This is a genomic window from Streptomyces sp. SolWspMP-5a-2, assembly GCF_900091845.1.
Lineage (GTDB): Bacteria > Actinomycetota > Actinomycetes > Streptomycetales > Streptomycetaceae > Streptomyces > Streptomyces doudnae.
On the sequence record NZ_FMCI01000055.1, the window covers coordinates 17220 to 29567 of the forward strand.

10 protein-coding genes are annotated in these 12348 nt (G+C 71.3%); 5 read left to right on the plus strand and 5 right to left on the minus strand.

Annotated features, from left to right (window positions below; translation table 11 throughout):
* The first annotated feature begins 74 nt into the window (after positions 1-74).
* The 4 genes from GA0115242_RS05365 to GA0115242_RS05385 all read left to right on the plus strand — a co-directional run bounded on the left by GA0115242_RS05365 (position 75) and on the right by GA0115242_RS05385 (position 4350).
* Positions 75-1049 (plus strand): tetratricopeptide repeat protein, encoded by a 975-nt coding sequence (locus tag GA0115242_RS05365; RefSeq protein WP_093825038.1) that lies wholly within the window; start codon positions 75-77, stop codon positions 1047-1049.
* A 643-nt stretch (positions 1050-1692) separates the two neighbouring features.
* Positions 1693-2325 (plus strand): DUF6230 family protein, encoded by a 633-nt coding sequence (locus GA0115242_RS05375; protein ID WP_093825040.1) that lies wholly within the window; start codon positions 1693-1695, stop codon positions 2323-2325.
* Positions 2326-2441: 116 nt separating this feature from the next.
* The gene (locus GA0115242_RS05380) at positions 2442-2996 is read left to right on the plus strand and encodes a DUF6114 domain-containing protein (protein ID WP_093825042.1); all 555 of its coding nucleotides are present in this window, start codon (positions 2442-2444) and stop codon (positions 2994-2996) included.
* A complete protein-coding gene (locus tag GA0115242_RS05385; protein WP_093825044.1) occupies positions 2986-4350 on the plus strand; it encodes a hypothetical protein in 1365 nt (454 codons plus the stop codon). Before GA0115242_RS05380 ends, GA0115242_RS05385 begins: the two co-directional genes overlap by 11 nt.
* Before the next feature lie 100 nt (positions 4351-4450).
* On the opposite strand, the gene pyk is transcribed toward GA0115242_RS05385, so the two are convergent.
* The 3 genes from pyk to pta all read right to left on the minus strand — a co-directional run bounded on the left by pyk (position 4451) and on the right by pta (position 9277).
* Positions 4451-5881: a pyruvate kinase gene (gene pyk, locus GA0115242_RS05390; protein ID WP_093825046.1), complete on the minus strand. Its 1431-nt coding sequence runs from the start codon at positions 5879-5881 to the stop codon at positions 4451-4453.
* Positions 5882-5954: 73 nt separating this feature from the next.
* On the minus strand, positions 5955-7163 hold the full coding sequence (locus tag GA0115242_RS05395) for an acetate kinase (RefSeq protein WP_093825049.1): 1209 nt from the start codon (positions 7161-7163) through the stop codon (positions 5955-5957).
* Complete coding sequence (pta, locus tag GA0115242_RS05400) at positions 7160-9277, minus strand: phosphate acetyltransferase (RefSeq protein ID WP_093825050.1); 2118 nt, start codon at positions 9275-9277, stop codon at positions 7160-7162. Before pta ends, GA0115242_RS05395 begins: the two co-directional genes overlap by 4 nt.
* 268 nt (positions 9278-9545) lie before the next feature.
* Here pta and GA0115242_RS05405 point away from each other — a divergent pair, with 268 nt between their 5' ends.
* A complete protein-coding gene (locus GA0115242_RS05405) occupies positions 9546-10571 on the plus strand; it encodes an ATP-dependent 6-phosphofructokinase (RefSeq protein WP_093825052.1) in 1026 nt (341 codons plus the stop codon).
* A 115-nt stretch (positions 10572-10686) separates the two neighbouring features.
* Here GA0115242_RS05405 and GA0115242_RS05410 read toward each other — a convergent pair whose 3' ends face one another.
* Both GA0115242_RS05410 and GA0115242_RS05415 read right to left on the minus strand, forming a co-directional pair.
* Positions 10687-11406 (minus strand): XRE family transcriptional regulator, encoded by a 720-nt coding sequence (locus GA0115242_RS05410; protein WP_256089371.1) that lies wholly within the window; start codon positions 11404-11406, stop codon positions 10687-10689.
* 98 nt (positions 11407-11504) lie between these two features.
* Positions 11505-12344 (minus strand): carbohydrate ABC transporter permease, encoded by an 840-nt coding sequence (locus GA0115242_RS05415; protein WP_093825056.1) that lies wholly within the window; start codon positions 12342-12344, stop codon positions 11505-11507.
* Positions 12345-12348: the final 4 nt, after the last annotated feature.

Genomic DNA, 12348 nt, shown 5'->3' on the forward strand with positions numbered 1-12348 from the left:
GGGCGCCGGGGCAGGTGGGGACCTGCTCGCGGGACGCTTTTCACTCACGCGCGGGATCGGGGGAGGATAGACGCATGCAGCCACGGAACATGTCCATGAGCGGGGTCGTCGACCTCGCCGCGGTGAAGGCGGCCCAGGAGGCCAAGGCGAAGGCGGAGCAGGCTCGCGCCGAAGCCGCCCGGCACGGCGGCGGCCCCGGTGCCGTCTCACCGGCCGACCTCGTCATCGACGTCGACGAGGCCGGGTTCGACCGCGACGTCCTGCAGCGCTCCACCGAGGTGCCCGTCGTCATCGACTTCTGGGCCGAGTGGTGCCAGCCCTGCAAGCAGCTCTCGCCGGTCCTCGAACGGCTCGCCGTCGAGTACGCCGGCCGCTTCCTGCTCGCCAAGATCGACGTCGACGCCAACCAGATGCTGATGCAGCAGTTCGGCGTCCAGGGCATCCCGGCGGTCTTCGCCGTGGTGGCCGGGCAGGCGCTCCCGCTCTTCCAGGGCGCGGCGGGCGAGGAGCAGATCCGCCAGACCCTCGACCAGCTCGTGCAGGTGGCCGAGGAGCGCTTCGGGCTGACCGGCCTGGCCGTCGACCCCGACGCGGAGCCGGGCGACCGGACGGCCGACGAGATCCCGGTCGGGCCCTACGACGCGCTGCTCGAAGCCGCCGTGCGGGCCCTGGACGCCGGGGACCTCGCGGGCGCGGTGCAGGCGTACCGGAACGTGCTGAACGACGACCCGGGCAACCCGGAGGCCAAACTCGGCCTCGCGCAGGCCGAGTTGCTCCAGCGGGTGGAGGGTCTCGACCCGCAGCGGGTGCGCCAGGAGGCCGCGTCCGCGCCGTCGGACGTCTCCGCGCAGATCGCCGCGGCCGACCTCGATCTGGTCGGCGGGCACGTGGAGGACGCCTTCGGGCGGCTCATCGACACCGTGCGCCGCACGGCCGGCGACGACCGCGACACCGTCCGCCTGCGGCTGCTGGAGCTGTTCGAGGTCGTCGGTGCCGAGGACCCGCGGGTGGCGACCGCGCGCCGGGCGCTCGCGCGGGCGCTGTTCTGAGCGGGGCGCGGGGCCGGTTCTGACCAGTCGTTAAACGCGACGGCATGTGATGCCGGGGTGAAAAATCCGCCGACGGACTGTCACGCGGCCGCGCTTTACCAAAACTTGGTAATCGCGGCCGCTGTTACTGGCAGTAAGTTATGGCTGCCGAACTGTCAGATTCTGTCCGGGAATACGCCCTTTCGCTGCCGCGTTCTGCGGCACCCTGCGCAGTCGGCCGGGACCTATGGGTCGCCCGGTGGTTATCCGGCCGTTACTAGCCAGTAACGAACCCCCTTGTGCGGGCGGCGAGAATGCACCACGATCGGCGACGCTCGGTCCGTTCCCGCTCCCCGGCAGCCCGTCGGGTCGCGGGAGTTCCTGGGTCCCCACCGAGCAGGGTCGGCGCCCCGGGTGCCGGCTCTTGGACAGGGGGGTCTTCGCCCGTCCGGCGGAGCCTGTCCGGCAGGGTTGTGCGTGATGTGCGTCAGGCGCGACCAGTGGTTGTCGCTCGGGGGCGATCGCCGGTGATCGGTGCGCGGTTCGCGCCTCCGAGTACGGGCGCTCTCCTGACCGAGGACGTAGCACTTCTCCCATCCCTGCCCGGCTGAGCCGCCTTCGGGGGCAGTCGGGTCAGGAGATGTACGTCCGAGAAGGAGGAAATATGGAGTCCCAGGTGCGTGGCGGGACCAGATGGAAGCGGTTCGCTGTGGTCATGGTGCCCAGCGTCGCCGCTACGGCCGCGATAGGTGTCGCCCTTGCGCAGGGTGCTCTCGCCGCGTCGTTCAGCGTGTCGGGCCAGTCGTTCAAGGTGACGGCGAACCAGCTCGACGGCACGGGATTCGTCCAGTACGGGGCGCTCGACCAGGGCTACACGCTCGCCGGTGACAAGACGGTTCACCCCGTCGCCGTCTCGGCGTTCAAGTCCGCGACGATCCAGAACATGTGTCAGTCGGTGGTCACCCCGGGCATCCCGCTGCTCGGGTCGGTCAGCCTCACCCTGAAGGCCGGCGAGGACAAGCCGGTCGAGGCGTCCAACCTCTACATCGATGTCGCCGATCTGGAGACGGACGCGACGTTCACCAACATCAACATCGGTGTGGCGGCCAAGGACTCGACCAAGGGTCCCGGCATGAAGGGCGGGAACGAGCAGTCGAACCCGAACGGGTTCGCGCAGGAGGCCGACCGTGCCGTCCTGAAGAACGTGAAGCAGACGGCGTGGGCGACCACCGCCGGAACCTTCAAGCTCAGCGGCCTGAAGATGTCCCTGTCGACGGGCACCCACGAGTGCTACTGAGCACTCGGTGACGGGCGGGGGAGCCGGTGGCGCCCCCGCCCTTCCACTCTCCCGCCGTGCTTCACACGCGGCACACATCACCACCACGGCAACACCGCACCAGGGAGCTGTTTTCCATGAGCGCCGAGACCCCTGCCGCCGCAGCCGACCAGTTCGCTCGCCGCAGGCAGCAGTTCCGCGCCTGGCGGGGCACCCGTCCGTTCTGGGCCGGTCTGTTCGTCTTGCTCAGTGGCTTTCCGATCATGTACTTCCCGTACGCGCACCTGCAGATCGGCCACCTCACGCTGGCGATGGCGACCACCGCGGGTGCCGGGTCCCTGATCATCGGTGTGCTGCTGGTCGTTCTGGGCGTCAGCCTCTGGTACCAGCGGCACGTGCGCACCTTCGCGGGAGTCGCCGCGATCCTGCTCGCCCTGGTGTCCCTGCCCGTCTCCAACTTCGGCGGCTTCGTCGTCGGCTTCCTGCTGGCCATGGTCGGCGGGGCGATGGCCGTCTCCTGGGTCCCGGGCAGCCCGGAGCAGGAGGAACCGCACAGGCCGGCCCCCGTCGCCGGCGACGACACCCCCGACGGGCTCACGTTCGACAAGGACACACGCGGTCCGGGCACGCCGGACGATCTGTCAGGAACGAGCCCCGCCAACGGGGCGAACGGGAGGCACAGTGCCGGCTGACGAGGTGACCCACGGGACTGACGTGGACGCGTCCCGTGTGAGAACCGGGCCGCGCCACGCGGCACCCAAGAAGCCGCTGTTCACCAGGTTCCACATGCCGGCGGGCAAGGCGATAGCCATGGCGGCGATGCCGACGGCCGTCCTCGTGGGGATGGGCTTCACGTCCTCGCTCGCCCTCGCGGACAGCGCCGGTTCCACCCCGGCGCCCGCCAAGAGCCTCAGCGCGGAGGAGTACAAGGACTGCGTCGCGGCCCTCGACGGCTCCTCGGCCTCGCCGTCGCCGTCCGCCTCGTCGACCGCCTCCCCCAAGGCGGACGACACGAAGACGCCCTCGCCGAGCGCCAGCACGGCCGCGCCGAAGGACGACGACAAGGAGCCGTCGGGCTCGGACGACACGACCTCTTCGCCGGATTCAGGTTCCGACGACAAGGCCGAGCCGACCCCGTCACCCTCCGAAAGCGCGTCCGCGGCGGGCGGTGCGGCGGGCGGGGCGGCGACCCCCTCGGCCTCCGCGTCGGCGGGCGGCGGCGGGCTGCTGGGCACCATAGGCGACGTCGTCTCCGGCATCCTCACCGGCGGCGCCTCGGGCACCGCCCAGGAGGCCGCTCCCTCGCCGTCCGCCTCGGCCTCGGCCCCGGCGGACGAGGACGCCTCCGACGCGGCGGAGAAGGCCGCGGAGAAGACCGCGGGGAAGGCGGCCGACAAGGTCACCGACACGGTCTCCGGGACGGTCGAGGACGCCGGGCGGGCCGCGAAGGACACGGCGGGCACGACGGGCGACGCGGCGAAGGACACCGCCGACGCCGCCGGGAAGGCGGCCGACGAGGCTACCTCCGCCGCCACCCCGAGCCCGTCGGCGAGCGCCTCCGAGGCGGCGGACGGCTGTCCGGCCGCCACGGACGACGAGGGCGGCGTCGACAACAAGGTGCCGGTGTCGGACGACCCCTGGCACCTGGACGCCAGCTCGCTGCTGCTCAAGAGCGCCGACTACCAGGGCGTCGTCGAGGTGCGGACGGCGAGCGGGGTCAAGAAGAAGGTGCTCAAGTACGTCATCTCCGGCGGCACCGACATCGGGGACCTGCACCAGACGGTCCTGGACAGCCAGTCGGGGAAGACCTACCACGTGCAGGCCGCCAAGGGATCGACCTCCACCATCCGCAACGGCGACACCACGATGTACACCGAGAGCATCTCGGGGAACCTCTTCGGTCTGATCCCGGTGACCTTCAGCCCGGACAGCCCGCCGCCGCTGAACATCCCGCTGATCTACTTCACCAACGCGAAGGTCGTGCAGGCCGCCCAGTTCGGCGGCGAGCTGCACGTGCCGGGACTGCACCAGTACGCGACCGGCTGAGCCGGTCCCACCAGCCCGTCCGGGAGCCGCACAGGCTGAGGGCGCCCCCCGTCCGCGGGGGGCGCCCTCAGTGCGTCCGGCAACTGCCGTACGGGGACGGTCAGTCCGCGTCGACGCTGCCCAGGTGGTGGACCCGGACCATGTTGGTGGTGCCGGGGACCCCGGGCGGGGAACCGGCCGTGATGATGACGACCTCGCCCGGGTTGAAGCGGTTGAGCTTGACGATCTCCTGGTCCACCAGGTCGACCATCTCGTCGGTGCTGTTCACGAACGGGACGACGTGCGACTCCACGCCCCAGCTCAGCGAGAGCTGGTTGCGGGTGTTCTCGTCCGTGGTGAAGGCGATGATCGGCTGGGCCGCGCGGTAGCGGGAGAGCCGCCGGGCCGTGTCACCGGACTGGGTGAAGGCCACCAGGCCGCGGGCGCCGAGGAAGTCCGCGATCTCGCACGCGGCACGCGCGACCGAACCGCCCTGGGTGCGCGGCTTCTTGCCGGGGACCAGCGGCTGGAGGCCCTTGCCGAGCAGCTCCTCCTCGGCCGCGACGACGATCTTCGACATCGTCTTGACGGTCTCGACCGGGTAGGCGCCGACCGAGGACTCCGCCGACAGCATGACCGCGTCCGCGCCGTCCAGGATCGCGTTGGCCACGTCGGAGGCCTCGGCGCGGGTCGGACGGGAGTTGGTGATCATCGACTCCATCATCTGGGTCGCCACGATCACCGGCTTCGCGTTGCGCCGGCACAGCTCGATCAGGCGCTTCTGCACCATGGGGACCCGCTCCAGCGGGTACTCGACGGCGAGGTCGCCGCGGGCGACCATCACACCGTCGAACGCCATGACGACGTCCTCCATGTTCTCGACCGCCTGCGGCTTCTCCACCTTGGCGATGACCGGGACCCGGCGGCCCTCGTCGTCCATCACCTTGTGGACGTCGGCCACGTCGCTCGCGTCCCGCACGAAGGAGAGCGCGACCAGGTCGCAGCCCATGCGCAGCGCGAACCGCAGGTCCTCGACGTCCTTCTCGGAGAGCGCCGGCACGTTGACGGCCGCGCCGGGCAGGTTGATGCCCTTGTGGTCGGAGACGACACCGCCCTCGATGACGATCGTCCGGACCCGGGGGCCCTCGACGCCGGTGACCTTCAGCTCGACGTTGCCGTCGTTGATCAGCACCTGGTCGCCGCGGGAGACGTCGGCGGGCAGGCCCTTGTAGGTCGTGCCGCAGATGTGCTTGTCGCCGGGGACGTCCTCGGTGGTGATGACGAACTCGTCACCGCGCTCCAGCTCGACCGGGCCCTCGGCGAAGGTCTCCAGGCGGATCTTCGGGCCCTGGAGGTCGGCGAGGACGCCGATGGCCCGGCCGGTCTCCTTGGCCGCGGCGCGGACGCGGTCGTACCGCGCCTGGTGCTCGGCGTGGGTGCCGTGGCTGAAGTTGAACCGGGCCACGTTCATTCCGGCCTCGATCATCGAGACCAGCATTTCGTGGGAGTCGACCGCGGGGCCGAGAGTACAGACGATTTTCGAACGGCGCATGGGGCGATCCTATCGGTTTGTTTCGCTACGGAATATTCCGTCTGGCGGAAGATACAAATGGGCGCGCGGGCGCTCAGTTGCTGTTTTCGACCAGTGCGTAGGTCTGCGTCGCGATTTCCAGTTCTTCGTCGGTCGGCACCACCGCGACCTTGACCCGGGCGTCCGCGGGCGAGATCAGCCGCGGCGCGTCCCCGCGTACGGTGTTCAGCGCCTCGTCCACCGCCAGGCCCAGGGTCTCCAGGCCCGCGACGGCCGCCGCGCGGACCGGTGCCGCGTTCTCGCCGACCCCGGCCGTGAACGCGATCGCGTCCACCGTACCGAGCACGGCGTAATAGGCGCCGATGTACTTCTTGAGCCGGTGAATGTAGATGTCGAAGGCGAGGGCGGCCGCCTCGTCGCCCTCGTCGACCCGGCGGCGAATCTCCCGCATGTCGTTGTCGCCGCAGAGACCGACCAGCCCGCTCCTCTTGTTGAGAAGAGTGTCGATTTCGTCGATGGACATTCCGCCAACCCGCGCCAAATGGAAGATGACGGCCGGATCGGTGTCACCGGAGCGGGTGCCCATCACCAGTCCCTCCAGCGGGGTGAGCCCCATCGAGGTGTCCACGCACCGCCCGCCCCGCACGGCCGACGCGGACGCGCCGTTGCCGAGGTGCAGCACGATGACGTTGACGTCCTCGGGCGCCTTCCCGAGCAGCCGCGCGGTCTCCCGGGAGACGTAGGCGTGGGAGGTGCCGTGGAAGCCGTAGCGGCGGACCCGGTGCTCGTCGGCGGTCCGCACGTCGATCGCGTACCGGGCCGCCGACTCCGGCATCGTGGTGTGGAACGCGGTGTCGAAGACGGCGACCTGGGGCAGGTCGGGGCGGAGTGCCTGTGCGGTGCGGATGCCGGTGAGGTTGGCCGGGTTGTGCAGCGGGGCGACCGGGATCAGCCGCTCGATCTCGGCGAGGACGGCGTCGTCGACCACGGTCGGCTCGGTGAACCGCTTGCCGCCGTGCACCACCCGGTGCCCGATCGCGGCCAGCTCGGGGGAGTCGAGGCCGAGGCCGTCCGCGGCCAGCTCCTCGGCGACGCACTTCAGGGCCGCCTCGTGGTCGGCGATCGGCGCGGTCCGCTCCCGGAGGGTGCCCCCGGCGGGCGGGGTGTGCCGCAGCCGCGAGGTGGCCTCGCCGATCCGCTCCACCAGGCCCGTCGCGAGCCGGGCGCGGTCGCGCATGTCGAGCAGCTGGTACTTCAGCGACGAGGAGCCGGAGTTGAGGACGAGGACGCGGGTGGGGCTCACGGGGCGGTTGCCTTCTCGGTGGGGAGCTGGGCCTGGACGGCGGGGTTCGGGTTCTGGGCCTGGACGGCCGTGATGGCGACCGTGTTGACGATGTCCTGGACGAGGGCGCCCCTGGACAGGTCGTTGACCGGCTTGCGCAGGCCCTGGAGGACAGGCCCGACGGCTATCGCGCCCGCCGACCGCTGCACGGCCTTGTAGGTGTTGTTGCCGGTGTTGAGGTCCGGGAAGATCAGCACGCTGGCCTGGCCCGCGACCTCGGAGCCCGGCAGCTTGGTCGCGGCGACCGACGGCTCGACGGCCGCGTCGTACTGGATCGGTCCCTCGATCCGCAGGTCGGGCCGGCGGGAGCGGACCAGCGCGGTCGCCTCGCGCACCTTGTCGACGTCGGCGCCCGAGCCGGAGGTGCCGGTCGAGTAGGAGAGCATCGCGATCCGCGGCTCCACCCCGAACTGCTCGGCGGTGGCCGCCGCCTGGATGGCGATGTCGGCGAGCTGCTCGGCGTCCGGGTCCGGGTTCACCGCGCAGTCGCCGTAGACCAGGACCTTGTCGGCCAGGCACATGAAGAAGACCGAGGAGACTATGGCGGCGTCCGGCTTGGTCTTGATGATCTCGAAGGCGGGCCTGATGGTCGCGGCCGTGGAGTGCACGGACCCGGAGACCATGCCGTCGGCCAGGCCCTCCTGCACCATCAGGGTGCCGAAGTAGTTGACGTCGGAGACGACGTCGTATGCCAGCTCGACCGTGACGCCCTTGTGGGCGCGCAGCGCCGCGTACTTCTCGGCGAAGGTGTCGCGCAGCTCGCTGGTGGCCGGGTCGATCAGCTCGCTGTCGCCCAGGTCGATGCCGAGGTCGGCGGCGGTCTTGCGGATGCGGTCGACCGGGCCGAGCAGCGTGAGGTCGCAGACCCCGCGGCGCAGCAGCACCTCGGCGGCGTGCAGCACGCGCTCCTCGGTGCCCTCGGGGAGCACCACCCGGCGCCGGTCGGAGCGGGCCTGCTCCAGCAGCTTGTGCTCGAACATCATCGGCGTGACGCGGTCGGTGCTCGGCGCGGAGACCCGTTCCAGCAGCTCGGTGGTGTCGACGTGCCGTTCGAAGAGGCCGAGCGCGGTCTCCGCCTTGCGGGGCGTGGCCGCGTTCAGCTTTCCCTCCAGGGAGAAGAGTTCGGTGGCGGTGACGAAGCTGTTGCCGGGCGCGGAGAGCACCGGGGTGCCGGGCGCGAGGCGGGCGGCGAGGGTGAGGACGCCGTCGCTCGGGACCTCGCCCAGGGTGAGCAGCACCCCGGCGATCGGCGGGGTGCCCGCGCTGTGCGCGGCCAGCGAGCCGACGACCAGGTCGGCGCGGTCGCCCGGGGTGACGACCAGGCAGCCCGGGGTCAGGGCACTGAGGAAGTTCGGCAGCATCGCCCCGCCGAAGACGAAGTCCAGGGCGTCCCTGGCGAGCCCGGAGTCGTCGCCGAGGACGACCTTCGCGCCGAGCGCCTGGCCGATCTGGGAGACGGTCGGGGCGGCCAGGGCAGGGTCGTCGGGCACCACGTAGCAGGGCACCGGGGGCTTGGCGGCGAGCAGCCGGGCGATCTCGTCGCGGTCCTCGGGGGCGACCCGGTTGGTCACCATGGCGATGACGTCGCAGCCGAGCCCGGCGTAGGCGCGGTAGGCGTTGTGGGTCTCGGCGCGCACCGACTCGGCGCTCTGGCCGCGGCCGCCGACCACCGGGACGACGGACGCCCCGAACTCGTTGGCGAGCCGCGCGTTGAGGGACAGCTCGTCCGGCAGCTGGGTGTCGGCGAAGTCGGTGCCGAGGACCAGGACGACGTCGTACTCGCGGGCCACCACGTGGAACCGCTCGACCATGGTGGCGACCAGCTCGTCGGTGCCGCGCTCGGCCTGGAGGGTGGACGCCTCCTGGTAGTCCATGCCGTAGACGGTGGCCGGGTCCTGGGAGAGCCGGTAGCGGGCGCGCAGCAGTTCGAAGAGGCGGTCGGGGCTGTGGTGGACGAGCGGCCGGAAGACGCCGACCCGGTCGACCTGCCGGGTGAGCAGCTCCATCACCCCCAGTTCGACCACCTGGCGGCCGTCGCCGCGGTCGATGCCGGTCACGTACACGCTGCGGGTCACGCGTGCTCTCCGTTTCGTCTGTCGGTGGCCTGAGTGTGAACGGGCCGCTCCGCCCGGGTGACACCCGTACGAAAATCACCCACCAAGGGGAGTAGAACCCTCTTGACAATACCCCGTCCGGTGGATAAGGCGCCCGTCAAGTCGGCCTGGGCCGGTCGGCGTGGGGTGGACTCGATCGGGTCATTTCGGGACATAAAAGGCATCGTTCTCCGGCATGAAAGAATCGACCCGGCCCACGGGACCGACAGCGAGCAGGAGACACAGCACGATGCGCATCGGAGTTCTCACCGCAGGCGGCGACTGCCCCGGCCTGAACGCCGTGATCCGGTCGGTCGTCCACCGGGCGGTCACCACGTACGGCGACGAGGTCATCGGCTTCGAGGACGGGTACGCGGGGCTGCTCGACGGCCGCTACCGCACCCTCGACCTCGACGCCGTCAGCGGCATCCTCGCCCGCGGCGGCACCATCCTCGGCTCCTCCCGGCTGGAGCGCGACCGGCTGCGCGAGGCGTGCGAGACCGCCGCCGACATCGCCCGCGACTTCGGCATCGACGCCCTCGTCCCGATCGGCGGGGAGGGCACCCTCACCGCCGCCCGGATGCTGAGCGACGCCGGGCTGCCGGTGGTGGGGGTGCCGAAGACGATCGACAACGACATCTCCTCCACCGACCGCACCTTCGGCTTCGACACCGCCGTCGGTGTCGCCACCGAGGCGATGGACCGGCTCAAGACCACCGCCGAGTCCCACCAGCGGGTGATGGTCGTCGAGGTCATGGGACGCCACGCGGGATGGATCGCCCTGGAGTCCGGCATGGCCGCCGGTGCCCACGGCATCTGCCTGCCCGAGCGGCCCTTCGACCCGGCCGACCTGGTCAAGATGGTCGAGGAGCGCTTCGCGCGCGGCAAGAAGTTCGCCGTCATCTGCGTCGCCGAGGGCGCCCACCCGGCCGAGGGCACCATGGACTACGGCAAGGGCGCCATAGACCAGTTCGGGCACGAGCGGTTCCAGGGCATCGGCACCGCGCTCGCCTACGAGCTGGAGCGGCGCCTGGGCAAGGAGGCCAAGCCGGTCATCCTCGGCCATGTGCAGCGCGGCGGCGTCCCCACCGCCTACGACAGGGTGCTCGCCACCCGCTTCGGCTGGCAGGCCGTGGAGGCCGCCCACCGCGGCGAGTTCGGCCGGATGACCGCGCTGCGCGGCACCGACATCGTCATGGTGCCGCTGGCCCAGGCGGTGACCGAGCTGAAGACGGTCCCGGCGGACCGGATGTACGAGGCGGAGTCGGTCTTCTAGTGCCCTGCCGGGCATCGCGAGCCGGTGAACCTCTCCGGCTCACGGCGCCGGCGGACGGACACGGACGGCGGGCCGGGGCGACCGTGCCCGGTGCCGCCGTCCTGGCCGGGTCCGGCTATCTCGCCCGGCCGGTGCGGCTCTCGATCGCCGACCAGAAGTGGTCGAGGATCCGGTCGAGGAACTCCCGTCCGTAGTCGCCCCGCTGGGGCGCCGCCGCGGTGCGCTCCTCGTGCTCGCGGTACTCCTGGTGCAGCTCCTGCAGGGTGACCTCCAGGAGCCGCCGGTCCAGGGACGTCAGCATCTTCCCGACCGGCCGCACGGACGCCTGCCAGCGCGTCGTCACCGCCTCCCGCAGCAGCTCGGCCAGCTTCCCGGCCCGCCCGGTCACGGTCAGCAGCACCGGCAGCGCCAGATCGAGCAGTTCGGCCAGGACGGCGGCCTGCCGCTCGGTGCCCCGCCAGGTGCCGTGCTCCTCCATGTCGAGGTACACGGGCAGGTCGATGCCGAGGGCGCGGGCCACGTCCTCGGGGGCGAGCCCGCGGGCGACCCGGTGGTCACGCAACACCTGTGCCCGGCCCACGAGTTCCTCGGGCGCGCACCACAACACCCCCGCCAGCGCGGTCAGTTCGCGGCCGGAGGGCCGGGTCGTCCCCCGCTCCCAGGCCGCCACCAGGTCCGCGGTGACGTACGGCATCCCGTACGAGGCCCGCAGACCGTAGGCGACGTTCTCGGGCCGCATGCCGAGCGCGGCGCGCAGGCGGCGCGCGGCAAGGGCGTTGAACGGCGGGGAGGACCGTTCCGGACTCTGGTTCGGGGTGACTGAGGGTCTTGGCACGGCCACACCCTAGGGGTGTGACGACGCGGTGACCATGGCCCTTTCGGTCCGGAAAACCGGCCGGTCGCGGCGGCCCCGGCTGCGCGGCGGGCGGCCGCTCACCCCTTGACCGCCCCGCCGAGCGCGAACCCGCCGCCGAGCCGCCGCGAGATCAGCAGGTACAGCAGGATCACCGGCGTCGAGTAGACGACCGAGAAGGCGGCCAACTGCCCGTACGCCACCATCCCCCGGTTGCCGAAGAACTCGTTGATGCTGACGCTGGCCGGCATCTGGTCCGGGGTGAGCAGCAGCATGAACGGGACGAAGAAGTTGCCCCACATCATGACGAACGAGAAGACCGTCACCACCGAGACCCCCGGGCCCATCAGCGGCAGGACGATCCGGGCCAGGGACTGGAGGGTGGAGGCGCCGTCGGTCCAGGCGGCCTCCTCGAGCTCCTTCGGCACGCCGTCCATGAAGTTCTTCATCAGCCAGATGGCGAACGGGAGTTGGGACGCGGCGAAGAACAGGATCGTGCCGTGCGCGGTGTCGATCAGATCGACCCGCACGAACAGCGCGTAGACCGGGACCATGATCGCGGTGATCGGCAGGCTGGTCGCGAAGAGGATCGTCAGCAGGAACGGGCGGTTGAGGCGGGAGCGGAACCGGGAGAGCGGGTAGGCGGCGAGGACCGCGCACACCACCGTCAGCAGGGTCGCGCCGCCGCACAGGACCAGGCTGTTGAGCAGCGGCGTGAAGGTGATGTCCGGGGTGAGGATGGCGTCGAAGTTGCCGAGGGTGAGGCCGTCGGGCGCCTTCACCCGCAGGTCGGCGTGCGGGTCGACGGACGACAGCAGCACCCAGGCCAGCGGCAGCGCGAAGGCGGCGGCGACCGCCAGCAGGCCGGTGTCGGCGGCCAGCCGCCGGCCGAGGCGGCGCGAGGAGACGGTGCGGGCCATGGGG